Source organism: Nostoc sp. PA-18-2419 (assembly GCF_005869855.1).
Classification (GTDB): Bacteria; Cyanobacteriota; Cyanobacteriia; order Cyanobacteriales; family Nostocaceae; genus Nostoc.
Genome location: NZ_SZNH01000002.1, coordinates 36,292 through 61,003, shown reverse-complemented (window position 1 = coordinate 61,003; position 24,712 = coordinate 36,292). Strand labels below are relative to the sequence as shown.

23 protein-coding genes and 1 pseudogene are annotated in these 24,712 nt (G+C 41.3%); 14 read left to right on the top strand and 10 right to left on the bottom strand.

What is annotated here, in order from left to right:
* The first annotated feature begins 112 nt into the window (after positions 1–112).
* Complete coding sequence (locus tag FCR06_RS02170) at positions 113–1,006, top strand: phosphotransferase (protein ID WP_223280013.1); 894 nt, start codon at positions 113–115, stop codon at positions 1,004–1,006.
* Positions 1,007–1,024: 18 nt separating this feature from the next.
* Here FCR06_RS02170 and hisIE read toward each other — a convergent pair whose 3' ends face one another.
* Together hisIE and FCR06_RS02160 are read right to left on the bottom strand one after the other, a co-directional pair.
* Positions 1,025–1,675 carry a bifunctional phosphoribosyl-AMP cyclohydrolase/phosphoribosyl-ATP diphosphatase HisIE gene (gene hisIE / locus FCR06_RS02165; RefSeq protein WP_138497228.1) on the bottom strand — a complete coding sequence of 217 codons (651 nt, stop codon included), beginning with the start codon at positions 1,673–1,675 and terminating at the stop codon, positions 1,025–1,027.
* 95 nt (positions 1,676–1,770) lie between these two features.
* Positions 1,771–1,965 carry a ChaB family protein gene (locus FCR06_RS02160; protein ID WP_138497227.1) on the bottom strand — a complete coding sequence of 65 codons (195 nt, stop codon included), beginning with the start codon at positions 1,963–1,965 and terminating at the stop codon, positions 1,771–1,773.
* Between the two features lie 106 nt (positions 1,966–2,071).
* Here FCR06_RS02160 and hemL point away from each other — a divergent pair, with 106 nt between their 5' ends.
* On the top strand, positions 2,072–3,370 hold the full coding sequence (gene hemL, locus FCR06_RS02155) for a glutamate-1-semialdehyde 2,1-aminomutase (protein ID WP_138497226.1): 1,299 nt from the start codon (positions 2,072–2,074) through the stop codon (positions 3,368–3,370).
* A 118-nt stretch (positions 3,371–3,488) separates the two neighbouring features.
* Here hemL and FCR06_RS02150 read toward each other — a convergent pair whose 3' ends face one another.
* Positions 3,489–4,358 (bottom strand): fasciclin domain-containing protein, encoded by an 870-nt coding sequence (locus tag FCR06_RS02150; protein ID WP_138497225.1) that lies wholly within the window; start codon positions 4,356–4,358, stop codon positions 3,489–3,491.
* 835 nt (positions 4,359–5,193) lie between these two features.
* On the opposite strand from FCR06_RS02150, the gene FCR06_RS02145 reads away from it, so the two are divergent.
* From FCR06_RS02145 to FCR06_RS02130, 4 genes are all read left to right on the top strand, one after another.
* Positions 5,194–5,988 (top strand): glutathione S-transferase family protein, encoded by a 795-nt coding sequence (locus FCR06_RS02145; protein WP_138497224.1) that lies wholly within the window; start codon positions 5,194–5,196, stop codon positions 5,986–5,988.
* Between the two features lie 53 nt (positions 5,989–6,041).
* Entirely contained in the window at positions 6,042–7,772 is a 1,731-nt protein-coding gene (locus tag FCR06_RS02140; protein WP_138497518.1) for a helicase HerA domain-containing protein, read from the top strand.
* Positions 7,773–8,425: 653 nt separating this feature from the next.
* Positions 8,426–9,409: an RNA polymerase sigma factor, RpoD/SigA family gene (locus FCR06_RS02135; RefSeq protein WP_138497223.1), complete on the top strand. Its 984-nt coding sequence runs from the start codon at positions 8,426–8,428 to the stop codon at positions 9,407–9,409.
* A gap of 522 nt (positions 9,410–9,931) precedes the next feature.
* Positions 9,932–10,639, top strand: coding sequence for a hypothetical protein (locus tag FCR06_RS02130; RefSeq protein WP_138497222.1), 708 nt, complete (start codon positions 9,932–9,934; stop codon positions 10,637–10,639).
* Here the strand turns inward: FCR06_RS02130 and cobO are convergent.
* Positions 10,636–11,313, bottom strand: coding sequence for a cob(I)yrinic acid a,c-diamide adenosyltransferase (cobO, locus tag FCR06_RS02125; protein WP_138497221.1), 678 nt, complete (start codon positions 11,311–11,313; stop codon positions 10,636–10,638). The two genes, FCR06_RS02130 and cobO, sit on opposite strands and share 4 nt — an antisense overlap.
* A gap of 488 nt (positions 11,314–11,801) precedes the next feature.
* On the opposite strand from cobO, the gene FCR06_RS02120 reads away from it, so the two are divergent.
* The 4 genes and pseudogenes from FCR06_RS02120 (at position 11,802) to FCR06_RS02105 (ending at position 13,972) form a co-directional block, all read left to right on the top strand.
* The gene (locus FCR06_RS02120) at positions 11,802–12,338 is read left to right on the top strand and encodes a nucleotidyltransferase family protein (RefSeq protein ID WP_138497220.1); all 537 of its coding nucleotides are present in this window, start codon (positions 11,802–11,804) and stop codon (positions 12,336–12,338) included.
* 361 nt (positions 12,339–12,699) lie between these two features.
* A pseudogene (locus tag FCR06_RS02115) lies at positions 12,700–12,996 on the top strand (KTSC domain-containing protein); the annotation flags it as partial.
* 263 nt (positions 12,997–13,259) lie between these two features.
* Positions 13,260–13,748: a molybdenum cofactor biosynthesis protein MoaE gene (locus FCR06_RS02110; RefSeq protein ID WP_138497218.1), complete on the top strand. Its 489-nt coding sequence runs from the start codon at positions 13,260–13,262 to the stop codon at positions 13,746–13,748.
* On the top strand, positions 13,739–13,972 hold the full coding sequence (locus FCR06_RS02105; protein ID WP_138497217.1) for a hypothetical protein: 234 nt from the start codon (positions 13,739–13,741) through the stop codon (positions 13,970–13,972). The genes FCR06_RS02110 and FCR06_RS02105 overlap by 10 nt, the downstream gene beginning before the upstream one ends.
* Before the next feature lie 45 nt (positions 13,973–14,017).
* Here the strand turns inward: FCR06_RS02105 and FCR06_RS02100 are convergent, their stop codons facing one another.
* A complete protein-coding gene (locus FCR06_RS02100; RefSeq protein WP_138497216.1) occupies positions 14,018–14,851 on the bottom strand; it encodes a hypothetical protein in 834 nt (277 codons plus the stop codon).
* A 321-nt stretch (positions 14,852–15,172) separates the two neighbouring features.
* Here FCR06_RS02100 and FCR06_RS02095 point away from each other — a divergent pair, with 321 nt between their 5' ends.
* A complete protein-coding gene (locus tag FCR06_RS02095; RefSeq protein ID WP_138497215.1) occupies positions 15,173–15,493 on the top strand; it encodes a hypothetical protein in 321 nt (106 codons plus the stop codon).
* Between the two features lie 175 nt (positions 15,494–15,668).
* Here FCR06_RS02095 and FCR06_RS02090 read toward each other — a convergent pair whose 3' ends face one another.
* From FCR06_RS02090 to FCR06_RS02075, 4 genes are all read right to left on the bottom strand, one after another.
* The gene (locus tag FCR06_RS02090; protein ID WP_138497214.1) at positions 15,669–15,989 is read right to left on the bottom strand and encodes a DUF2103 domain-containing protein; all 321 of its coding nucleotides are present in this window, start codon (positions 15,987–15,989) and stop codon (positions 15,669–15,671) included.
* A gap of 5 nt (positions 15,990–15,994) precedes the next feature.
* Entirely contained in the window at positions 15,995–16,321 is a 327-nt protein-coding gene (gene clpS / locus FCR06_RS02085; protein WP_138497213.1) for an ATP-dependent Clp protease adapter ClpS, read from the bottom strand.
* A 161-nt stretch (positions 16,322–16,482) separates the two neighbouring features.
* Positions 16,483–18,513 (bottom strand): FAD-dependent oxidoreductase, encoded by a 2,031-nt coding sequence (locus FCR06_RS02080; RefSeq protein WP_138497212.1) that lies wholly within the window; start codon positions 18,511–18,513, stop codon positions 16,483–16,485.
* Positions 18,514–18,980: 467 nt separating this feature from the next.
* Complete coding sequence (locus FCR06_RS02075) at positions 18,981–19,211, bottom strand: hypothetical protein (RefSeq protein ID WP_138497211.1); 231 nt, start codon at positions 19,209–19,211, stop codon at positions 18,981–18,983.
* A 469-nt stretch (positions 19,212–19,680) separates the two neighbouring features.
* Between FCR06_RS02075 and FCR06_RS02070 the strand changes: the two genes are divergently transcribed.
* Both FCR06_RS02070 and FCR06_RS02065 read left to right on the top strand, forming a co-directional pair.
* Positions 19,681–20,970 (top strand): glycosyltransferase family 4 protein, encoded by a 1,290-nt coding sequence (locus tag FCR06_RS02070; protein WP_138497210.1) that lies wholly within the window; start codon positions 19,681–19,683, stop codon positions 20,968–20,970.
* Positions 20,971–21,779: 809 nt separating this feature from the next.
* Complete coding sequence (locus FCR06_RS02065) at positions 21,780–23,363, top strand: efflux RND transporter periplasmic adaptor subunit (protein ID WP_138497209.1); 1,584 nt, start codon at positions 21,780–21,782, stop codon at positions 23,361–23,363.
* A 281-nt stretch (positions 23,364–23,644) separates the two neighbouring features.
* Here the strand turns inward: FCR06_RS02065 and FCR06_RS02060 are convergent, their stop codons facing one another.
* Positions 23,645–24,418: an SDR family oxidoreductase gene (locus FCR06_RS02060; protein WP_138497208.1), complete on the bottom strand. Its 774-nt coding sequence runs from the start codon at positions 24,416–24,418 to the stop codon at positions 23,645–23,647.
* A 133-nt stretch (positions 24,419–24,551) separates the two neighbouring features.
* Here FCR06_RS02060 and FCR06_RS32350 point away from each other — a divergent pair, with 133 nt between their 5' ends.
* Complete coding sequence (locus FCR06_RS32350; protein ID WP_189523299.1) at positions 24,552–24,689, top strand: hypothetical protein; 138 nt, start codon at positions 24,552–24,554, stop codon at positions 24,687–24,689.
* The last annotated feature ends 23 nt before the right edge of the window (positions 24,690–24,712 follow it).

The following is a 24,712-nucleotide window of genomic DNA, read 5'->3' as shown; positions in this document are numbered from 1 at the left end:
CACAGTGATAGGTTAATACAACAAACAGCTAAATCATTATCAGTCGCTGCGATCGGGCTAAAAGTTCGATGAACTTTGATTTTTTATTTGTTGTAATTGTGTAAGTTTCACTGTGAATATCCCTTTTTGGTATCTCAAAAAAATTCGTGCTGTCTATCTAAATCTTTCTATTGACCACCTTGACTTTAATCAAGATGGGATGATTAATGATGTGGTAATTGTTAATCGTGAACTTGTATGTCGCTTTGCCAAAGATGACTGGGGAAAACAAGCGCTTTTCCATGAAGCTAAGGTGTTGGAAGTAGTGCAAAAATATCTTGAACTGCGGGTTCCTTACTTTGAACACTTAGAAGAAGGCTTTGCTAGCTACAGATTTATCGAAGGTGAACCACTATCCCGTAACACCCTGCTCAAACTCAGTAAAGCATCACAAGCGCGTACTATCTCTCAATTAGCCAAATTTCATCACCAATTGCACAGCATTCCAAATGAAGTTTTAGTCAATGCCGGGGTGTCTTCTTCTAATGCAGCGCGTTCTCGTGAAGATTGGTTGCGGTTGTATGAGCAAGTTCAAGAAACTCTTTTTCCTCACTTATGGCGTCATCAGCAAACTTGGATACATGAACTTTTTGCGCCCGTGATTACAGGTGAACTTGATATGACATACACACCCGTACTAATCTACGGTGATAAGGCAGTGTATCATATTCTGTTTGACCCCATATCAGACAGCATCAGTGGTCTGATTGACTTTGGGACAGCTGGTTTAGGCGACCCAGCTTGTGATATTGCCGTGCAACTTGGTAATTACGGTGAAAGTATTGTGCAGCATATGGAAAGTGACTATCCCATGTTACCAAGTGTTATTGACCGAGCGCGTTTCTGGGTGGGAACACTTGAACTTCAGTGGGCTTTAGCCGGGATAAAATTTAACGATATCTCATTATCATTGGCACATATTGGTTTGGCTAGAGAAGTTGAACCCGTAGGTACAAGGTTAAATTAATCCTCTTTCCGACACTTGCTATCGGCGGCGTTCTTGGAGCTTCCGATATACGGATTTTAAATCAACTTGATGATGAGCTAAGGCAACCAAAGTATGATATAGCAAATCGGCAACTTCACCAGCGATCGCTTCTGGTTCATCATCTTTAAAAGCCATTATCACCTCAGCACTTTCCTCACCAATCTTTTTTAAAATTTTATTGTCACCACCTGCTAATAACTTGCAGGTATAAGAACTTTCAATTGGATTATCGCGGCGATCGCATATTATTTGAAATAATTGTGACAATGTATCCCCGGGTGGAGGAGCTATTTTTGCTTCGATTTGGTGAAAGCAACTCCGTTCTCCTGTATGGCAGGCAATATCTCCTACTTGCTCTACCCCAATTAGCAAGGCATCACTATCACAGTCATAACGGATACTCCGCACTTTTTGAATATGCCCAGAAGTCGCTCCCTTGTGCCACAACTCTTGCCGAGAACGACTCCAAAACCAAGTTTCTTCACTTTCCAAAGTCTTTTGTAACGACTCCTGATTCATCCACGCCATCATCAAGACAGTGCCATCAAGATAATCTTGGACAATTGCAGGCACTAGACCCCGTTCATCGTAGCGAATTTCCTCAACAGGGATGGCGTAATGTAGCGAATGCGAATCGTTAGAATACATACCAGCTAATCTGCTCTAATGAGAATGATTAATGGATTCACGATATCATTCTAAATAGGGCAGCTGGTATGTTTTTTGAATTTAGTAATCTTAATTTAGCTCTCAACAAGAGCAGTTCGTTCCATCGCAGACTGCATCTTTACAGCACTTCGCGCAACTTGGTGAGCTTTTGAAGCTTCACCATACCAATGAATTGCCGAGTTAAAAGCTGCCCGGTAAAGATCCTGGTATGCCTCAGATAATTGAGTCTGAATATCTAAAGGCAAGTCTTCGTTAGACTTGTATAACATATTATTATTTTCTTGGTTCGGCTAATTTTATACGATRGAAGTTCTAAGCAGCTTTTGACCCTATCCTAAGATAGAGCTTTTTATTGCCCACTGTTAGGAGAGAACCTTGGTAAATACCTCAATTAAAACAACAAAATCACAAGAAGTCTTTGGCGCTGCTCAAAACCTGATGCCAGGAGGAGTCAGTTCTCCAGTTCGTGCTTTTAAATCTGTGGGCGGACAACCCATTGTTTTTGATCGCGTTAAAGATGCTTACATTTGGGATGTAGATGGTAACCAATATATAGATTATGTAGGCACTTGGGGGCCAGCTATTTGCGGTCATGCTCATCCGGAAGTGATTGCAGCGTTGCATGATGCCTTAGATAAAGGTACCAGTTTCGGCGCGCCTTCGGTACTAGAAAATGTCTTAGCAGAAATGGTGATCGATGCTGTTCCTAGCATTGAGATGGTAAGATTTGTTAACTCGGGAACTGAAGCCTGTATGGGAGTTTTGCGCGTAATGCGGGCTTTCACAAATCGAGACAAAATCATTAAGTTTGAAGGTTGCTACCACGGACACGCTGACTCATTTTTAGTAAAGGCGGGTTCTGGTGTTGCGACACTCGGTTTACCAGACTCGCCAGGAGTACCTAAATCAGCAACTAGCGGGACTTTAACCGCACCTTACAATGACCTAGAAGCCGTCAAAGCCTTGTTTGAAGAAAATAAGGACGAAATTGCTGGTGTCATTCTTGAACCAGTGGTCGGTAATGCTGGGTTTATTGCGCCTGATGCTGGTTTCCTCGAAGGTTTACGCGAACTTACCCATGAGCATGGGGCGTTATTGGTGTTTGACGAAGTGATGACGGGCTTCCGTATTGGTTACGGTGGCGCTCAGGAAAAGTTTGGCATAACTCCTGATTTAACAACCTTAGGCAAGGTAATTGGCGGCGGTTTGCCAGTAGGAGCCTATGGCGGTCGTCGGGATATTATGTCAATGGTTGCCCCTGCTGGTCCCGTATATCAAGCCGGAACTCTTTCAGGTAATCCCTTAGCGATGACTGCTGGTATTAAGACTTTGGAATTGCTGCAAAAGCCCGGTACTTACGAGTATCTTGACCGAATTACTAAAAAGTTAGCAGATGGTTTGTTACAAGTAGCCAAAGAAACTGGTCATGCGGCTTGTGGTGGTCAAATCAGCGCTATGTTCGGCCTATTCTTTACATCTGGTCCAGTTCACAACTACGAAGACGCGAAAAAGTCTGATACAGTCAAATTCGGACGCTTCCATCGCGGTATGTTGGAGCGCGGTATCTACTTAGCACCTTCTCAATTTGAAGCTGGGTTTACATCTTTGGCTCACACCGAAGAAGATATTGACCGAACTTTAGCAGCTGCACGAGATGTAATGTCTAATTTATGACAAAAATAGTGCTAGGTCTTGAGTCAAGATAGCAGCTTTAAACTCATCCCACCCCTAAAAGGGATGGGATTTGATCTTGACTGTTGACGATTGACGGTTAACAGTCATTTATCAAAAACTACAAGTCAGGAGGCAAAATTACGTTATCGATGGCGTGGATTACACCATTAGTAGCTGTGATGTCAGCTTGAGTCACTTTAGCATCATTGACAGTCACACCAGTAGCAGGGTCAACTTTAATGTTGATTGTCCCTCCTTCAAGGCTTTTAACTTCACCAGACTTCAAATCAGTAGACAATACTTTACCAGGCACAACATGGTAAGTTAACAGCTTGAGTAATACTTCTTTGTTTTCTGGTTTCAACAAATCTTGCAATGCGTCTGCTGGCAATTTTGCAAAGGCTGCGTCTGTGGGTGCGAAAATCGTCAAGTTATCTTTGCCTTGCAAAGCTTGAGTCAATCCTGCTGCTTTTAAAGCTTTAGTCAAAGTTGTAAAGGAAGCATTCGATTCTGCTAAGGCTAACAAATTTTTGCCTTGAGTTTGACTTGTCCCAGGAGGTGGTGCAGTAGGAGTAGTAGGTGGAGTAGATGGTACTTCTGTTGGTGGTGTGCTGGGTTGAGTTTCAGGGATAGGGCGTGGAGTGCGCGATGGAGATGGAACATCACTCGGTGGGGTACTACCACCACGGTTATAGGGAGGCTCGTTAAAAATACTTGGTCTGGGATTTAGCGTCCCTCCCCCACTACTCTGGGCTATTTGTTGACGCTTGGTATTGCCCTTTTCTAGTTCTGAAACAGCCTTTGTAGGTGTGTACTGAGCGTTTGCTTGAAGGCGTTCACCTCGATTATAGGGAGCTTCGTTGAAAATACTGGGGTTAGGATTTAGTACTTCTTTAGCATCAGATGGTAAAGTAATCAAAAGGCTAAAACTACTTAATCCTGCTACGCCTGCCAACGTGGTCAGCAATTTGCCGTAATTTGTCTTCATAAATTTTGTTTGTTTTTTGTCCACACGTTACATAAAGATTTATAACATTTTGCTATACACAAAATCTAACTTTAGAGGGAAGTAAGATTTCTCAGGGGAAATACTTCCTGTTAATCTGGTCAAACATCTAAAAGTTGTAGTTTATCATACTTTAAAATTACTGTTCTTTTAACTAGTAGATGTAGTATACATACTTGATGTATATTCAGCATCTAATAAATGCACAGTTGAAGTTATTAGTTAAATAAAATATTTAACTATTTTGAGTTCGATAAATTGTGTAGCCTTCGCTTTGAATGAGGTCAAGTTTGCTATGTGAATAAGAAAGATAGGTATGTAAAAATTGTGGCGCTCAGTGCATTAAAGTTCTTGAAATTTAATAGAAATTGGAGAAAATCATGACTGGATCAAAATAATTTTTTGTCTATCTTAACATTCTCCATCAATTTTCCTTTCTTGCTTTCGCTATTGCTAGCCTAATCTTTGGTATTGAATTTGGTTTAATGAGACAATCAGACCATAAGTATGCAAGAGGCAAAATGCAATAATTTTATTCAGGATTAAAGTGTACAGATTTATATATAAAAATTCTATTTAATTTAAAAACTACTCTAAGAGCCAGAAATGTAAAGTAGGGAGTAGATTTGTTTGTAACTCATTTAGGCTAGTTATACTTTCATTATAAATCAAAATAATTTTGTGAAAAATCAAGCCGAACTTCAACTAGAATGTCAACAAAATAGACAACTAAACAACTAATACCAATAAAATTTACTTAAACTAAAGATACAATTGTAAAGTTAAGAAGTAGACTAGTAGTTATAAGGTATAAAATATGCTTGAATTATACCAATGGGAACTATCTCAATACTCAGAGAAAGTCCGCCTAATTCTAGATTTTAAAGGACTAGATTACCGGAAAATAGAGGTAACACCTGGAATTGGACAGGTAGAACTGTTCCGGTTGACTGGTCAAAGACAAGTCCCAGTGTTAAAAGATGGTAATAAATATATTGTAGATTCTACGGATATAGCTAAGTATTTAGACTTAAAATATTCCGATCGCCCTTTGATCCCACAAGATGCCAAAAAACGAGGTTTAACTTTATTAATAGAAGAATGGGCGGATGAGTCCATCGGCCTCAAAGGTCGCAAAGCACTGTTTGCCGCCATAAGTCAAGATCAAAATTTTCGCAAGTCTTTATTACCGACTTCCACACCAGACATATTTAAAAGTTTAGTTCAAGGAGTGCCTAGTGACTTGCTGACCCTATTCGGTGTTGGGGTAGGTTATAGTCCAGAAGTGATTCAGTCAGCGATCGCATCCTTGAAACAAGACCTGGATGCCTTAACATTATTATTGGCAGATAGTCCTTATTTAACAGGAGATGAGCCGACTTTAGCTGACTTAGCAGTAGCGGGTTTGTCGATATTGCTAAAATTCCCCACTGGTCCCTACTTAGATTTACCAGCATCTACCAGAGGTAAAGGACTGCCAATCTTTGCTGAAAATCCTGATTATGAAGCATTTTTCACCTGGCGCGATCGCCTTTACGCTCAATTTCGTAAACCTTTAATTATTACCACTCCACCATCGGCAAGTGCGCCAACTTCGATTCAGATTGATTAGGGAGTGGGGAGATAAAGAGAATGACTATTGACTAATGACTAATGATAAATCAGATGAATTCGGGACAGCCATTAGGTTCGGTTATTCAAGGTTCTCTGACTGAAGGGTTAGAAGTGCGATTGCATCCTGACATTTCTGTGGAAGATATGCGGGTAGGAAAATTTCTTGTTGTCCAAGGGATGCGATCGCGTTTTTTCTGTATGCTGACAGATGTGGCATTAGGAGCTGCTAATGCCCGAATTATTGCTAATCCTCCTAATTGGGAAGACACTTTTTTACGAGATGTTTTAGCCGGTAGCGGTACATACGGAACTATCAACCTGGCGCCGATGTTGATGTTTACTCCGGAATCTGAAGAATCTTTTTCTTCAACAAATGGTAAATCGGCAAATCCTTTCCTACCATCGGTGACAGGTTTGGCTTCATTTGTGCCACAAACCAGTACAACGATGGAATTACTGCCTGTTAAAACTATTCCTAGCCACTTTAGTCAAGTTTACGAAGCCAGCGTTGATGATTTTCGCCGGGTGTTTGGTTGGGAAGATGACCCCCAAAGGCGCAATTTCTCCATTGGCAAACCTTTGGATATGGATGTGCCAGTTTGTATCGATTTGAATCGCTTTGTGGAACGTAGTAATGGGGTTTTTGGGAAATCTGGTACTGGGAAATCTTTTTTGACACGCTTACTTTTAGCTGGGGTTATCCGTAAAAGTGCAGCAGTGAATTTGATTTTTGACATGCACTCTGAATATGGCTGGGAAGCAGTTGCAGAAGGTAAAAATGTCAATACCGTTAAAGGCTTAAAGCAATTATTTCCTAGCAAAGTCGAAGTTTATACTCTCGACCCGGAATCGACAAAGCGCCGGGGTGTACGTGATGCTCAAGAACTTTATCTAAGCTATGAGCAAATAGAAGTTGAAGATATTAAGTTATGTGGTCGAGATTTAGGACTTTCTGACGCAGCTTTAGACAACGCCAATATTTTGTTTAATGAGTTTGGTAAGTCTTGGATTGTCCAACTGTTAAATATGACTGGCGAGGACATTAAAATGTTCTGCGAGGAAAAGCCGGGACACGCAGGTTCTATTAACTCTTTACAACGCAAACTTTTACGCTTAGACAGTTTGAAGTACATGCGAGCGGTTTGCCCGCAAAATTATATTAGTAAACTTGTGCAGTCACTGGAAGCCGGCAAGAATGTTGTGATAGAATTTGGTTCCCAGTCGAATATGCTCTCTTATATGTTGGTAACTAATATGATTACCAGACGTATCCACGAGCATTACGTTAAGAAGGCTGATAAATTCCTCCAGACCAAAAATCCGAGCGATCGCCCAACGCCATTGATGATTACTATTGAGGAAGCACACCGCTTCTTAGACCCGGCAGTGGTACAAAGTACTATCTTTGGAACTATTGCCCGTGAGTTGCGGAAATACTTTGTTACACTTTTGGTAGTAGATCAACGCCCGTCGGGGATAGATAATGAAGTTATGTCCCAAATTGGGACTCGCATTACCGCTCTGCTGAACGATGAAAAAGACATTGATGCAATTTTTACGGGTGTATCAGGTGGTGGCGGACTGCGGTCAGTGTTGGCGAAGTTAGATTCTAAGCAACAAGCCTTAATTTTAGGTCACGCCGTTCCTATGCCAGTAGTGGTGCGTACCCGCCCTTATGACGTAGCTTTCTATGAAGAAATTGGTGACCCAGCCTGGGAAGAAAAACCTGATGCMGAAGTATTTGCTGCTGCTGAACTAGCGAAAGCTGACTTGGGATTTTAATCATTAGTCTATGGTCTTTGGTAGAGACGCGATTAACCCTTGTGTGTAGTTAGTAGTAGAGACGCAATTAATGGCGTCTGTACAAGAGTTAGGAGTTATTCTGCGCTTCAGAGCGTCTCCACTCACTATTACCCCTTATCCCCAGACGGGCCCCACCTTCTCCAATTCGTAACATCCCCCATTCTCACAGCAAATTAAGTTCGGTTATCCGGATAGTTTTTAGCAACAGAAGAGGGGTTTTTGGCGTCACTATAGATGTAGGTAAGTAATTTTAAGGAAGTTGAAAAATTTTTTCAAACAGACAGATTTTGATTTATAATTAAAAGCTTTATCTTAAGATACTTTACTATCCGCCCGATTTATCGTATTATAAAGCTAAGTAAAACTCATATCGACTTCAGTTTCAGTTACTGCTAGTAACTGTCTAAAAGAAAAATTCTCAAAAACGAACCAGCGTGCTTATAAGAGATTGAAAAATTTAGGGAAGGTAGGAAGGAACCTATCTTAGGGGCTTAACGTCTTAACAACGGCTTGAACGATTGATTAATTGCTTTTGGTAGCCCCTAATGTTCCGTGATATATGTACTACCTTTCTCAATTAACTTTAGTAAGAAAAATTACATTAAGTTTACGGAGTAGAGGACAACGCACCAATGCCTACTGTCAATACCCAAACGGAAAACCTGAATACCAAATTTACGGCTGATATGGTGCGAACCTATCTGCGGGAAATTGGTCGTGTACCACTGCTAACCCGTGAACAAGAGATTGTCTATGGGAAGCAGGTGCAACAAATGATGACGCTAATCGACGCCAAGGAGGATTTGGTGAAGAAATTGCGTCACGAACCGAGTTTAGCAGAGTGGGCTGACCACGTTCACCAATCAGAAACTGAGGTGAAACAAACGGTAGCCCAAGGTAAGCGGGCTAAGCAAAAAATGATTGAAGCGAATTTGCGCTTGGTGGTTGCGATCGCTAAGAAGTACCAAAAACGGAACATGGAGTTTTTGGATTTGATCCAGGAAGGAACACTAGGGTTAGAGCGGGGTGTAGAGAAATTTGACCCGACTAGAGGTTATAAGTTCTCAACTTACGCTTACTGGTGGATTCGCCAAGCGATCACGCGTGCGATCGCTCAACAAGGTCGTACTATTCGCTTACCGATTCACATTACCGAGAAACTCAACAAAATCAAAAAAGTGCAGCGCGAGTTGGCTCAAACCCTAGGGCGCTCGCCTACTCCAGCTGAAATTGCCAAAGAACTGGAATTAGAACCTGCTCAGATTCGTGAGTACCTAAATATGGCGCGTCAACCAGTATCTTTGGATGTGCGAGTCGGCGATAACCAAGATACCGAGTTGCAAGAAATGCTCGAAGATGACGGTCCGTCACCAGAGTATTACACCAACCAAGAGTTTTTACGCCAAGACTTGAACAACTTGTTAGCAGAACTAACTCCCCAACAGCGAGAAGTTTTAGCTTTACGCTTTGGTTTAGAGGATGGTAACGAAATGTCATTGGCGAAAGTGGGTGAGAGATTGAATCTCAGCCGGGAACGTGTGCGCCAGTTAGAGCATCAAGCTTTGGCTCATCTGCGTCGCCGTCGTGCCAATGTCAAAGAATACATCGCCAGTTAAAACAACAGACGCGGATTCTCGCGTCTTTACACTACTTTGGTGAAGCGCCTCCTAAATTCAGGGGGCGATTTTTTTTGGCGATCGCACCCGCCCAAACTCCAATACGCTTGGGTTTGTAGGAAATTTATCTGTTAAGGCAGGAGAAAGAAAAAAGCCACATTATTTCCAGTAGTTGCGGTCGATGGGATCAAGTATTGATCATACCAAGCTAAATAACGCTCTAGAACATCACTGTCTTTAATCGATAAAATTTTATTGAATGTTTTCCGTCAATGCCTAAGTCATAATATCTCGGGTCTCAGATCAATACCAACTTTACCCGATACAATGAATCCATTGGCTGAAGCATAAATACTCTAACTGATGGTAATCTAAGATTGTTGAATTAAATTAAATAAAAACTTTAGTTTTTCAGACTTTTGTTTTTTAGACAATAGAAACTAAGTCATTAGTAATTAAGACTTGATTATAGTTTAAGCAAGTTGTAGAAAAAATAGTTAACTTTTTTACAGGAGAAGTAGGGTGCTTAACAACTTTCATCGGTTCTTATCCCCAGTTCAATGGGGAATTTCCCTTACGGGCTTAGGCTTACTTCTCGCTTTGGGCTTTATTGGCAAACAGACTGAAGTCTCACTCACAAATACTCGATTATCATCGGCTCACATTCATAAAAGCTCTGAAACTCCTCTTTTGGCAAGACTCAGACAAATTCGAGAGCAGAGAAATCAACTGCAAATAGCTTCTGCGGATACAGAGTTTGGGCATAAGAATACAAAAGCAGCATCTACAACCACAGCGCTGGTTCCAGATGCTCAAGCAGCTACAAAAGGCATAGATGTTTTACCAAGAGCGAATTTTACCACAAAAGATGGGATTTATCTTTATGGTCAATCGCCAAAAGCAGACCAACTTGGTCAGGCTTACATTATATTCCAAAAGCAGCGGGACAGAGTGACTGGTGCTTTGTATATGCCCCAGTCAGAGTTTAATTGTTTTCAGGGTACACTCGACCAGTCGGGAGAGTTGGCGATGACGGTTAGTGGTTCATCCAATGAAGCCAGTTCTGATGAGTCCGATCAAGTGGCTACAAGTAATAGACTACCTAAGGTCGGTGAAGATGAGCTAGAGACTTATGCTTACTCGGTAGCTTTGCAAGATTTTCATCGGTTAAATTCTATCAGTACTAGCGATCGCCGCATATTACAAATGTGCAAATCATCTTTTAATTAATACTCAATTCCTGGTTGTGCTTTCACACCTTGATCGCGGAAAGGATGCTTAACTAGAGTCATCTCTGTGACTAAATCAGCACGTTCGATTAATGCAGCTGGTGCKCCTCTACCTGTGAGAATAACGTGTTTATTAGCTGGTTTTTCTGCCAAACCGGCTAAAACCTCTTCCACTTGTAAATAAGCCATTTTCAGAGCAATATTGATTTCATCTAATAGCACTAAATGAAAGTCTGGGTTGCGGATGTATTCTAATGATTTTTGCCATGCGGCGCTAGCTTTGTCAAGGTCGCGATCGCGGTCTTGAGTTTCCCATGTAAATCCTTCGCCCATTGCATGAAATTCTATCTGGTCTTCCCAGTAACTGAAAACCCTTTTTTCTGATGGTTCCCAGCTACCTTTGATGAATTGGACGATCGCTACTTTATACCCGTGACCTAGCGATCGTAACACCATCCCCAAAGCCGCAGTGGTTTTACCCTTACCGTTACCAGTATTTACAATAATTAACCCTTTTTCTGGTAAAGCTTGTGCTATTCGCTTCTCTTGCACTTCTTTGCGTCGCTGCATCTTTTTGCGATACTGTTCATCGGTCAGAGATGAGGACATAACTTCATCAATCAAGCGCTCAATCTCTCGATCTGGGTTCAATTCTTGTGGTGTGTTGTTTTTCATTAACCTTGTGTACAAATAACTGTTAAAACTTCAAGAATCAGGCGAAACTATCTTGTTTCTCTAATTTTACTAAATCAGATAATTGGATATCTTCAGTAAGATTTCACGCCAAATATTGCTCTGTGTTAGATTTTTTTACATATTTTGGCAAACAGGTATATAAAAAATATAATAMCCAAATTAAAGTTATAATTTAAGTTCAATATTATTTTTAATAATTTAATTAGGTTGCTTAAAGCAGTTTATTCAATAAATTTTGTCTGTGACTTCGGCAAGTCAGTTGGTTAGGATAAAGACGAGCAGGATTTTGATTTTATTTTTTAATAAATTAGCTATTATAAGGCGCGTTAGGATGAAATGTGTAACGCACGATTGTTTAAGATTTTGTACCATACTAAATATTACAGCATAACTTTCAACACCGTAAACTCAATGAAATGTAAATAATAATATTTTCACCCTTTATTTGACAATCTCATAAATTTAATATGAATAGTAACACTCGTTTACAGATGATTTTAGCTGATACAGCTATTGATCAAGTATTACCTGCGATCGCTCAACTAAATTTACCTGACTGGTGGTTAGCCGGGGGTGCAGTCAGAAACACAGTTTGGCGTTCAATTTTTGGTGATGATTGTGGGTTAGGTATTAAAGATTTTGACATTGCGTTTTTTGATATTCAAGGAAATCGTTCCCAGGAACTAGCAGCAAAAGCAAGCCTTACAGAACAATTTCCTCATGACCAGTTTGATGTCAAAAACCAAGCCAGTTTTGCTCGTTGGCGGCTTGGGGCAAGACCGTATACTACTACAGAGGATGGCATTGCAGATTGGTTGCACACTGCTACTGCTGTGGGAGTTCGATTAGATACACAAGGTCAATGGCAATTTTTCACTCCCTATGGTTTGGATGACCTATTCGATGGGATTATTCGACCGACACCAGCCCATACTCATAACATTGATGCCCACAATAAAGCATCTGGATTTTTACAAAAGTGTCCTTATTTGCAGTTAGCCTAATTGTATGCAGACATAGCGCTCGCAATTATAGCAACCAAATTAAAGGTAAGGACATCTTGAAAGCCTGGATGTTAGGAATAGTAATGTTTAACCTCCTGCCTTCTGCTATAACATGTAAAATTTTAATCATTGCCAACAACCAAATACGTTCAGCAGTAGCATGAATCAGGTATCTGGAACGATACTACAATCTTTTATACCTTTGACTCCAAACCAATAAACCACAGCCTATAAGCAAGATTATCAGTCTCAGTGAAAGCTTGACAAATAAATACTTTTTGTAGTACAAATACTACAAAAATTTTCATGTTGGATAAAACTTTAATACTCCCCGACTACGCCAACAGGAGAAATAAAATAAATGAGACTATGTAAGGTAGACTTGAACAGTTTAGTTGCGATCGCTCACTGTGACGGATATTTGCAGTTATTACTTGACCGAGGTAACGAGCTAGAGTTTTTGGAAATTCCTGCTCCAATACAAGCTTATGAAGGATTACAAGAATTGAACGAGGCGATTACTCAAACTCCTGCACTACCTTTTGAGGAAGAAACAATTGCAATGTTACCAGTTAGCTCATCAATGGTGGCGGCTGTAGGCTACGACCCCGACGAACAAATTTTGCAAGTTGAGTTTCAAAATGGTGCTGTTTATCAGTAGAATGGTGTGGAAAAACAAAACTATGTTAATAAAAATTAAATAAACTTAAACTCTCTTCTCTCCTGCCTTCTGCCTCCTGCCTCCTGCCTCATCTCAACAATAAATATTTACACCGACTTACTTACTATACTAGTATGCTTAAAGGAGGATGACGGTAAATTCTAGCTATTTGAGCAAATTTTAACAATAGCAAGCCAATATAGGCCAGCAGTGTTTTGTTCAGCGAAAATAGAAAAAGCCCACATAATATTGACGCAATTATGACAACTACACTTGCCTCTCGTATTAAACCAAGAGCTGAAGATAGTTTTGCCATTAGCTTTGCACCATTGTGTTTGGAAGAGATATACTTCAAGTCTGACGATCCAGCTAACGGTGCCGTAGTTGTGATGAGTGGAATGGTTCGCAATCAAACTGATGGGAAACCTGTAGTTGCTCTAGAGTATCAAGCTTACGAACCGATGGCATTGCAGATATTCTATCAAATTGCTACTGATATTCGTTTATCTGCATCTAATGTCAATCGAGTCGCAATTCATCATCGCATTGGACGTTTAAAAGTTGGTGAAATCAGTGTTTTAGTAGCAGTGGGTTGTCCTCACCGCAGTGAAGCGTTTGAGGCTTGCCGCTATGCTATTGATACTCTCAAACACAATGCACCTATATGGAAGAAAGAACATTGGCAAGATGGTTCTAGCCGCTGGGTAAGTATTGGTGCTTGTGAACAGGTAGGAGAAAATTGTTCTTAGATAATTGGGCATGGGGCAAACAAGGAGTGTGGGAGGATGGGGAACAAGGGGAAAATGGGAAGAAATCTTTCCCCCCCACACTTCCCTATCTCCCCACACTCCCCCAGTCCCCAGTGCCCAGTAGTGAGTCACTGTTCGCCCTTAGGAGAACGTCAGATGTCTTGGATAAGCCCCAAAGCATCTACAACCTCAGCCGCCTGGTCGTGAGTTCTGGCATTCGTTAGGAGTTAAAAATTATTGTCTCCTCTGCCCCTTTTGTTTGAAGTCGGTTACTTACAATAATCTTTAGCACTTTGAGTAGAATGAACACTTACTTGTGACCATTCTTTAATCACAAATTCGCTTAAACCAACATGAGGCGATCGCTTGGCGTCGAGTGTTTGCCAATCACTTTGATTTCCCCAATCGTAAGTATATCCTAGTTGTGTCCACGGATAATGAACAACGGTGGCTGAGCCATTAGTTGGTGAACCGTAGCGGCTTTTAAATTGCTGGGTAAACCAATCTTGATAGCTGCTTGAAATCGACTCAAAGGCGTTTGCTAAAGGAAATTCCAGTTCTGCCTCACTGTCGGTAATGTTAGGGTCTTTAGTAGGACGAAAAAGCGATCGCGGCTCTACCCAAAGTTCAACAATATATCTGTTCGTAGTTCCGGAATCCGGAGGTAAACCCAAAACTTGGTTCAGCCGATATTCTAGAGATGTTTGACTCGTTGAACGATAGGTTTTGCAGAATTTTTGTAAGTCTGGAGCAGCCGTAACCCATAAATCCCGGCTTAAAAGCATCAATTTACCCACATTATCTGCATAACCACGAAAGCTTGTCCAGGCTACTACTAAAACACGGCTCTTGTCCCATTTGAGATCGGAGTTATACCAGACAATCGGAGTTAGATTTCGATAGATTTTACGAGGTTCTGGGATTTTTGCATCTTCTACCGCATCCAAATACGCTCGTGGTAAGGGTGGTTGATTGTCAGCATTTCCTGTGGTTGATTGTGCAACAGATACACAATCAACAAAGGCTGCGGCAAGGCTGACAATAATGGCAGCATAAGGGAAAAATCGTTTCTTGGGGCGATCAGCAGTCCGAACAACGTTCATTAATAGCATTATCCTATTCAGTTTTGTGATTTAGCCAATATTAATTCGATAGCAGACAACCCTCCTGTTTTGTGTCAGAAACAACATTAGGAAGATAGTTCTAGGAACTGGCTGAGTATTGTTACTTGTGAAAATAAGATTGTCAATAGTTATTTCTGTGTTGTAATCACTCAGAACAAATAATAAATAATTATTTATATTTTTTTGTATTTGTTTACATCAACTGTTTGGCTATATTGAGGTTTGTAAATATTTTGTATTTCTGTAAGGAATATTCCTTTAGACTGAATTTCAATATCAAAAATCTGAGGATGAACACAAATGCATTCGTTAAATATATTCTCTCACGAATTTGTAGTTGCTGTTTCTTTTGTAGCTTGCATCCTTGGACTGGCCTTACTGTGGGACACTAAGCAACAAAAAAATAATTTGGAAGAAACAGAGCAAATTCTGTTTAGAATGAGCTTTTCTTATTGGTTGGTTTATTGTATAGCTTTTGGCGTAGAAAAAATTGTTTTACCCGAATGGGAATCCGTGTTAATGACCTTGAGAATAACTACTGCTCTGTCATATTTCTTAACTTTTTCTTGCATCGTGAGTTTGCCACTACACAAATTCGCAGTCCATCGTGTTGAGGAATAGGTATAGGATGTATGGCATTGGCTATGCAGACTAGAGGATGAGGGAGATGGAAAGACGCGCTGACACTCTGACGCAGGGACACAAAAATATGAAGAATGGGGAGATGGGAGGATAGGGGGACAAATTCAATGACAAATGGCAAATGACAAGTGATAAATGACTAATAACAAAATTATCATTTTATAGCGATCGCTAATGCCATTTCCAATTGTTCTTGGGTCAAAGTGGTTAAAATAAACACTTCTTGCACAGTTTTACCCTGTCGGGCGATGACTTTGTAGCCGCCGCGAATTGGTACAGACACACGCAGTTGCATTTTTGGGCAATGACCTTTTACCCGCCCAATTACCCCTGGCGTCACAGTTTGGATACCATCTTGTTGACACAGACGTTCTAAAATAGGGATCAGACCAGAAAGATGGGTGGAGTGATTCCAAACTAGTCTGCCAGCTTTTTGCGAAACTGTTCGGTCAGGATCTACAGTGGGTTTGCCCATAATGATTAAGCTGCTTCTAAAGGTGCCATTGTCAAACCTGCGCGGCGCAGCTGCTGGTGATAAAGTTCCGCAGGTTCTTGGGGACCAACCCAGACGATCGCTTGACCTTCATAGTGTACCTGATTAGTCAGATCCCAAGCGCGATCGCCACTCATTCCAGGAATATATTTCATTAAACATTCGGCGACATGCTGGAATGTATTAAAATCGTCATTTAATACAATCACTTTATAATTTGGATAAGTTTTAGGGGTAACTTGATTAGACCGTTCAGGAGCTACAGTTGGTGCTGTGGCCATCCCGTAAACATCTGCTGAAAGTGTCATAACCATAAAACAATTAGTCAATATGATTTTACAAAACTACATTACAAGTAACTAGTTTAGTGCATTGTCTAGGAAGTAGGGAATGGGGAATAGTGAATGGGGACTAGGGACTGTTTTTATAATACCAGTACCCAATCTCTAATACCCAATCCCCAGTACCTAATGCCTTACCGCCAATTATCCCAATTTTCATTAAAAATGGATGTATCGGGGAAGGCAGTGGGGTTACCATTTTGTTCCAACAAGCGTTTGAGTGCTTCTAGCTGTGGTTCAGGTTTGGGTAAGTCATCAACTAATTGGTAAGGTGCGATGGCATTTTTGAGCGCAAAACTAGCAACGGTTCCCGCAGCAGCGCCAGCCGACCATTCAAAGGAATGTACTCGATAGGCAGCAGCGGCAATATGACTAGTAGCAATGCTTTTACCTCCTACCAGCAAATTATCAATTTTCTGGGGAATCATCGCCCTCAAGGGAATTTGGAAGGGATAAGCTTGACCAGCACCGCGCCTTTCACCAGCACGTTCTGTGTTACCAGGAGTTTCTGGGGGACTGTTCGTCATGCAAGGATGGAAATCTATGGCGTAGTGACCAATACCTACAGCGTCGGGGAAGATGGTAGAACGAGTCCGGCGCATTACTTTGTCTGGTGAGATTTCACCCGCAATTACAGATGTAGCTTCCAGTCCGGCGAGTGCGGCTGTTAATTGCAGATACATATCTGCTGGCAGAGTCTTGCGGTAATATTCATCATTGTAATTTCGGCGAGAAATATCAATCTCCCAAACACCAAAGCCCCCAGGTTGTCCCCAACTAGGGCGTCCAATAATGCGGCGTCCTTCTCGCATATAGGGATATTTCGATAAGCCGTGGACTGTGCCCATTGGCGAATTTAGCCCAGAAACAAAGCGGTTATTGAGTTGCTGCTGCTTGACACCTTCTCCCAGTTGAGAATCTGTAGTCCCAGCTACTAACCAGTGATAGAACGAGAGGGCGTTTTCCTCAGCTTTGCCGAGGGTTTCTGTTCGCAGTCCTCCCATCCAACCTCCTGGCTGCAACTGTCCAGTAGCTTGTAGCTGTTGGCGAGTATAAATTAGGTTATCTTTGGCTGTTCCGGGGCGGTAGTCGTTACCCCAAGTCCAGTTTTGCATAGAGATATCCCTTGGTGTAGGAGCAGAAAAATTTACGCCCCCAAATTTTTCTGGTTTTCCTTTGTTCGGACTCCAAATGCGACGGTAGGTAAAAACTAAGTCAAAATTAGCCAATCGTGTTAATTCATAGCTGAAATATGGCGAGTATTGTAAATAAAATGGCGGTGTTGTTTGGGGTTGCGGTTCCTTAGTTGCCTCCATTGCAAAGGTGTAGGTAAAGCCTTGAGGACAATAAGGATCGTTGGTGGTGCTGGAAGCAGAAGGTTCCAAGTAAGAACGAGCATCAATTCCTAAGCGGTAAGGAACATCAGCAAGAGCGATAATTTCCCCGGTTTCACTGGTATCTACAACGTACCATTTAGGAGCATCTATTTTACTTGGCTTGGGAAGAAAACGGAGAATAGTTTTAGTAAATCGAGACGAATTATCGTAGCGATAGGCGTCTTCAATAACTTGAGATAACGTAAAAGTATTAAGGGCTGGTGCGCCTTCTGCTGGTTGATGTTGAATAGCGATCGCACTATTAATTATTTTGCCATCGCCACTGATTTCCAAATCTTTAATTACTGTATTGGGAAACCATTGCAGCTTTCCTTTGCCACGTTTTTCAGCATCTTTGAGCATCTGAGTCAAAATGCTGTGAGCATCGTGGGGAAGAAAACAAGACTCACTTACCCAGCAATCACCAGGGTTAAGTTTACCGTATTTACGATCAATACGGTTTCGCAATTCCAGGTAGCCGCGAGAATAAAATTGCTTGGCTCGTTGGGTTGGGCGTTCATCTAACGCAGATGTCCCTTGAGCAGAAATTTGTCCTCCTAGCCAGTCGGTAATTTCTGTTAGACAAACCGTTCGTCCTGCGAGTAACCCCTCGTAAGCCGTAGCAACACCGGATAGTCCGCCACCCACAACTAAAATCTCACAATTGACACTTTTATCTGGGGTTCTCGGTGGTGTAGCGTTTGCCACATCAAATGCAACTAAGCTAAATATTAAATTGAGACCGAACAGCGATGTCAAACTATAAGCTACTTTGTGTATATGCTTCATCGTTAAATAAACCCTTTCAATTCCTCTGTCACCTTGTAGACGGTAGCATTCAGTAAATGTCGATCACAAGCAATTTTTGATTATGAGCAGCATTCAGCTACTCCGTTGTTATAGTGTCGTTTTGTTTCAGCAGCCATTGATAACATGCATCCCAAGCTCCCACAATTTGCCAATCCTCTAAAAGTTCAATATCACCTAGGTTGCCATATTTCTTACTCACCCATCGCATTTGTGAAAGTGGCTTTAGCAAACTGTTAGGAAAAACTTAGTATTCTTGCATCGCCTGCATCGAACTACGCATAGCTATTGAGGTTCAGGAATTTATTTGGTAATTTCAGACAGCAATTTAATTTCTAGAATTAGGATAAGGCTCTATCTCTATTCGACCTTCTACCCAAAACTGTAAAAGCAACTCTTCTAGATTAATTTTTCAGCGTGACTCTGGTTCGGCTTCTATTTACCAAGGGTCAAAGTAACGGTGAATAAAGTTTATCCTGCTGAAAAAATTCTGGCTTTAATTCACCCAATAGATGCACTTGGTCAGGGTTCCCAGACATTTCCGGCACTAAGAAGCAGCCATCATAATAATCTAAATCTTTTTGAGTTAGAAGAAAATCAATATTATCCCATTGAAGTAGTTGTTCTATCGAGTCGCCTTCACGATGTTCAGGTAAAAGAACTCGTAAACCAAATGTCACTTGTTATAAGTATGAAGTTTTCTGCAAGAAAACGGCAAGTATGATCATACATAATGCGATCCGCGACTTAACTTGATGTGMCACTTTCCAAGGCGTAATGTGGGTTTCATGCACGAGATTAAATATAATGCTACAATCCCCTATGTGTAAATTTAAGGATTAAGTTCTCTTTGAAATTAGGAAAAAATTATCATCAGTATGGGGAAAGACTTAAATTCAGCGAACAGGCAACACTGGTAGTTGATAACTGTAGGATGGAGGGCTTTATCTAAGGAAAAAATTGATAATTAAGAACATAACAACTGTTAAAATCCACAGAGAAAATTCCTCAACAGTGTTAAATGCAATTGTGATTAAAAAAATCATAATTTGCTAACAATTTAAATTAAATAATACCAAGTAGTAGCTTCTACTGTAATTAGCAATCAATCCACTCATCTGTGGCTATATTCACATTTACAAATAGCTCATGGAAATTTTGATCTACTCCTACAACTATCATCCAGAGCCGATTGGAATTGCTCCCTTAATGACTGAATTGGCGGAAGGACTAGTAAAGCGAGGTCACCAGGTGCGAGCAATTACTGCAATGCCCAACTATCCTCAGCGCCAAATTTATAATGAATATCAGGGTAAGTGGTACGTTACAGAACAAAAAAATGGGGTCAAAATTCAACGAAGTTACGTGCGAATTAAGTCTAAACCCAACGTTTTAGATCGACTATTATTAGAGTTGAGCTTTGTTTTCACCAGCTTGCCGCAAGCCTTTAAAGGCAAACGTCCAGATGTGATTATCTTAACAGTTCCGCCTCTTTTCGGTATCTTACCAGCAGCAATATTGAGTTGCTTATATAACTGCCCATTAGTTCTGAATGTGCAAGATATTTTACCAGAAGCTGCCGTGCGTGTTGGGTTACTAAAAAATAAGTGGATAATCCGAACTCTTGCAACTTTAGAAAAATTTGCCTATCGGACTGCACACAGTATTAGCGTCATTGCTGATGGGTTTAGTGAGAATTTGGTGAATAAGGGAGTACCTGTTAATAAAATTGTTTGTATTCCCAATTGGGTGAATATAAATTTTATCCGCCCTTTACCGAAACACGATAACTCCTGGAGAGCTACACATCAACTAGATGATAAATTTGTAGTACTTTATTCAGGAAACATTGCCCTAACACAAGGTTTAGAGACAGTCATAGAAGCAGCAGTTTGCTTGCGTCATATCAAAAATATTGTGTTTGCGATCGCTGGTGAAGCAACAGCATTGCAAAGGTTACAAGAATATTGTCTATTAAATGGAGTAGACAATATTTTGCTGTTACCCTTGCAACCGCGAGAAAAACTACCTGAAATGCTAGCAGCATCAGATGTAGGGTTGATTGTGCAAAAACGCAATGTAATTTCATTCAATATGCCTTCAAAAATACCACTTTTGTTAGCAAGTGGTCGCCCGATTGTGGGTTCAGTTCCAACCAGTGGTACTGCTGCCAGAGCGATCGCACTTAGTGGTGGTGGGATAATTGTGGAGCCAGAATCACCTAATGCTTTAGCAGATGCAATAGAGAACTTATATAGCAATCCGACTCTAGCAACAAAGTTAGGTCAAACAGGCAGACAGTTCGCTGAAGCAAACTATTCCTTAGAACAAGCACTTGATCGCTATGAATGGCTGTTTTCTCATATTGTTAGCAAGCAAAAATCAGTCAGGGATATATTAGCAAAATTGCATTCTAAGAAATCGGTTGTGGATGGTTGAAGTACATAGGAAGTGTTGACTGCTGATTCCAGAGTGAGGAGTTATTAAGCTGTCGCGTTTACAAGTTGCACCATTTTGATTGTCGAAAAAAGCTGCAAACCCTCTCTCTTGCTGCCTGCAACCTGAATGTGCTTTCTTAAATGCTTAACAACTTCTTCTCCCCTGTGTTCCCCATCTCCACAAATTTGGCAAAATAAAATCACCCGATCGGGTGACCTAAGTGTAGGAAGTTGAGATTACTCAAACAGAGGATTCTAGATAAATATATTGTGATTGTGCTTTTTTATTAGTGGGGATAACTCGATGAAACTCGCAATCTTGGTTAATACAGCAGAATTAATTAGCGATCGCTCCATACCCTTTTCTTCCTTGAGAGCAATATTCAGTATTACTTAACAGAGGTAAACTGGTTTTTGGCATTACCAATCCCTTTGCGGTGTAGTTATAATCCAACCTAATACTGGCATAGATCTGCAAGCAAGTGCTTGCAAACACTAAGGAAAACTTAGCATCTGGTTGCCCGTCTGATTTGATAGGAGAGTGATAAATTGCTGCTTTAAGCTGGTTGTGTACTAAAACAAGGGTGAGGAGAAGGGTACAGTGCGCTCAGATATTAATATTAAAGCATCTTTGCATAGTTTTGCGGGTATATTAGTTTACCTGAAAAGTAGAGGGGCAAAGCGAAGTTGGGGAGATGATAAAAGAGCTTCCTACACTCACTTTTTAACCCATGCCCCTTTGCTACCTCTGGTCTTCATTGACGTAAGTAAGATTGTTTAAGTCTAAATCCACAAGACGAGAAAACCAAAATGTCCAATTCTGAGTTCCCTGAGTCTTCTTTTCCTGTTGAAATACAACAGCCTACTGTTAATGAATCTGATCGAGAGTCGGAATCATTGCCAAAGCGATCGCCCAAGCCACCAAAAAAGCGACGTTGGCTTCTGGTGTTGGGAATTATTTTGTTAATTGCAGGTATTGGTTTTGGTTGGCGCTGGTGGCAAACTAACAATGCCAAGAATGCAGCTGCTAATCAGGCGGCTAATAGCCCACCGCCAGTTCCCGTTAAGCTTGCAACTGTAGAAACAGAAACTATGCAACAAAGTTCGCAGTTTCTTGGCTCTTTGGAAGCTCCACGTTCGGTAATCATTAAGCCACAAATTGAAGGACGAATTACCCAGATTTTTGTTAACGAGGGTAATCGAGTTCAACAAGGGCAAGTTATTTTTAGCTTGCAAAGTGATGATGCCCAAGCTCAGTTATTACAAGCTAAAGGCATACTCCAGCAAGCCCAGGCACGTCTTGCTGAACTCAAAGCGGGTACGCGACAAGAAGAAGTTGCCCAAGCCAAAGCGCAGTTAGGTCAAGCCCAAGCTCGCCTCAAAGATGCTCAAGCAGGAGCGCAACCAGAAGAAATTGCTCAGGCTCAGGCTCAAATCGAGGCGGCTAAATCCGATGTGGAACTGGCACAATCGCGAGCCAAGCGATACGACCAACTGAGAAAAGAGGGTGCAGTTTCCCAAGATTTGTTAGAAGGATATCTCAAAGAACAGCGGAGTGCAGAAGCTGCCCTTGTAGTAGCCAACAAACGTTTAGACCAACTCCGCCAGAGTAGAAATTCTAGTATCAATGAGCTAGCTGCTGCCGTCGAACAACAGCAACAGAACTTAAGGCAACTGCAAAATGGTTCGCGTCCAGAAGAAATTGCCCAAGCGCGATCGCAAGTAACTCAAGCAGTGGCTCAAGTCCAAGCAGCTCAAGTCCAACTGCAATACACAAAAGTCTTAGCTCCTTTCACTGGCATTGTTGGCGATATTCCCACAAAAGTCGGAGATTACGTCGAAAAAGCAAATCAACTGACTACGTTAACTAGAAATGACTCTTTAGAACTAAATATTTCCGTTCCCATAGCAGAAGCCAAAAAATTGCGCTTGGGATTACCCGTACAAATGCTAGACACCCAAGGCAAAGCCATAGCCACAGGTAAAGTCAGCTTTATCTCCCCAGATGCGAGTTTAGATTCCCAGACAGTTTTGGCTAAAGCCAACTTTGGCAATAATTCTAGAAGGCAACTGCTCAATCGCCAGTCAGTGCAAACCAAAGTGATCTGGGACGAACGCCCAGGAATTTTAATTCCAGTCACAGCAGTATCTCGCTTGGGTGGGGAAACATTTGTATTTGTGGCTCAAGCACCAGCACAAAACTCTAAACCCGGAGCGCCAAAATTAGTCGCTCAGCAAAAGCCCGTGAAATTAGGAGTTATTGAAGGCAATAATTATCAAGTTATTCAAGGACTAAAAGCTGGTGAGAAAATCGTTGTTTCTGGTATTCTTAGCCTCACCAATGGTGCCCCCATCACTCCTGCACCTGAAACGGTCGGTAGTCGGAATTTTTAGCATCGGATAGGATGGGGAGTGGGCAAAGTATTAGAAAGATCATTCAAAAGCTTCCCATCTTTCCCACTTCTGCTACACCCGCCGTATGTGAATGATTTTAAGCTCCAGCAGCGCAATTACAGCAAGTGACTGGGTGAAAAGCCTTTTTGTGCCTAAGTTTTATCATCTATTGATGTCCTAACTTATGTGACTACGGCTATATCTCTGCGTCAAGATAAATCATCCTGCAAATATGCGACGTCTGGCTAAATTCACCCTACTGTTATGCAAGGCGATTATTTTTATGTTCGGCGGTTAACTAGGGTAGCACTAGCTTGATCCACAGGCATTAGCACAATTTCATTAATATTGACATGGGGCGATCGCGTCACGCAGAAAAATATCACATCAGCCACATCATCTGCTGTCAGGGGGGTAACTCCTTGGTAAACTTGATTAGCACGTTCAGTATCCCCGTGAAACCGTACTTGACTAAATTCTGTTTCTACCATCCCAGGGTCAACGGAAGTTACGCGTACAGGAGTGCCGAGCAAATCTTGTTTTAAACCTTCAGAAATTGCTCTCACCGCAGCTTTTGTAGCACAGTAGACATTACCACCCGGATAAGTTTGATGTCCAGCAATGGAACCTAGATTTACCACATGACCGCGACCGCGACTTACCATTCCGGGAACGACATAACGAGACAGATAAAGTAAACCTTTAATATTAGTATCAATCATTTCTTCCCAGTCAGCAAAACTACCCTCATGCAACTTATTTAAACCGCGACTCAAACCCGCATTGTTAATCAGAATGTCGACGTCTGACCAAGAGGGGGGTAGAGTAGAGATGGCAGATTCCACAGCAGAGCGATCGCACACATCTAGCTCTAACAGATGAACTTCAGTATTAAAATCTTGAGTAAGAGTATCTGCCAGTTGTTGTAAACGTTCTAAGCGCCGTGCCGCTAAGATCAGTTTTGCACCTGCACCAGCAAAGATTCTGGCACAAGCAGTACCAATACCACTACTAGCACCAGTAATTAAAATGATTTGATTTTCCAGGGAAGTCATTGTTGGTTAAAAGTCAAGAATCCAGTGTCAATTGTCCAATAATTTGGAACTGACGCGAATTTTACTTGTATTATGTGCGAGGTCGTGCCAAGGAGAGTTGTCCAGTTGCAAAACTAAACGTAAATGTCAGCTGTTGCCTTTACAACATAAAAAGCAGCTTTTAAAGTTTTTTGTTTCCGCTTCTATGCTCTATGCAACGGCGGCTTTGTTGATTTTTCTAGCTCCTGCTCGGTCTGCGATCGCAAAAGTTGTCGGTGGTGGTAGGCTTTAATATAACTCCAGCTGAACTCACGC

Excerpts from the sequence above, each read along its gene's own strand:
- FCR06_RS02060 (WP_138497208.1), bottom strand. The coding sequence starts at position 24,418 with ATGACTTCCCTGGAAAATCAAATCATTTTAATTACTGGTGCTAGTAGT.
- FCR06_RS02150 (WP_138497225.1), bottom strand. The coding sequence starts at position 4,358 with ATGAAGACAAATTACGGCAAATTGCTGACCACGTTGGCAGGCGTAGCA.
- FCR06_RS02110 (WP_138497218.1), top strand. The coding sequence starts at position 13,260 with ATGACAACTACACTTGCCTCTCGTATTAAACCAAGAGCTGAAGATAGT.
- FCR06_RS02070 (WP_138497210.1), top strand. The coding sequence starts at position 19,681 with ATGGAAATTTTGATCTACTCCTACAACTATCATCCAGAGCCGATTGGA.
- FCR06_RS02090 (WP_138497214.1), bottom strand. The coding sequence starts at position 15,989 with ATGGGCAAACCCACTGTAGATCCTGACCGAACAGTTTCGCAAAAAGCT.
- clpS (WP_138497213.1), bottom strand. The coding sequence starts at position 16,321 with ATGGTTATGACACTTTCAGCAGATGTTTACGGGATGGCCACAGCACCA.
- hisIE (WP_138497228.1), bottom strand. The coding sequence starts at position 1,675 with ATGTATTCTAACGATTCGCATTCGCTACATTACGCCATCCCTGTTGAG.
- FCR06_RS02065 (WP_138497209.1), top strand. The coding sequence starts at position 21,780 with ATGTCCAATTCTGAGTTCCCTGAGTCTTCTTTTCCTGTTGAAATACAA.
- FCR06_RS02100 (WP_138497216.1), bottom strand. The coding sequence starts at position 14,851 with ATGAACGTTGTTCGGACTGCTGATCGCCCCAAGAAACGATTTTTCCCT.
- FCR06_RS02145 (WP_138497224.1), top strand. The coding sequence starts at position 5,194 with ATGCTTGAATTATACCAATGGGAACTATCTCAATACTCAGAGAAAGTC.
- FCR06_RS02095 (WP_138497215.1), top strand. The coding sequence starts at position 15,173 with ATGCATTCGTTAAATATATTCTCTCACGAATTTGTAGTTGCTGTTTCT.
- FCR06_RS02080 (WP_138497212.1), bottom strand. The coding sequence starts at position 18,513 with ATGAAGCATATACACAAAGTAGCTTATAGTTTGACATCGCTGTTCGGT.
- FCR06_RS02135 (WP_138497223.1), top strand. The coding sequence starts at position 8,426 with ATGCCTACTGTCAATACCCAAACGGAAAACCTGAATACCAAATTTACG.
- FCR06_RS02120 (WP_138497220.1), top strand. The coding sequence starts at position 11,802 with ATGAATAGTAACACTCGTTTACAGATGATTTTAGCTGATACAGCTATT.
- FCR06_RS02160 (WP_138497227.1), bottom strand. The coding sequence starts at position 1,965 with ATGTTATACAAGTCTAACGAAGACTTGCCTTTAGATATTCAGACTCAA.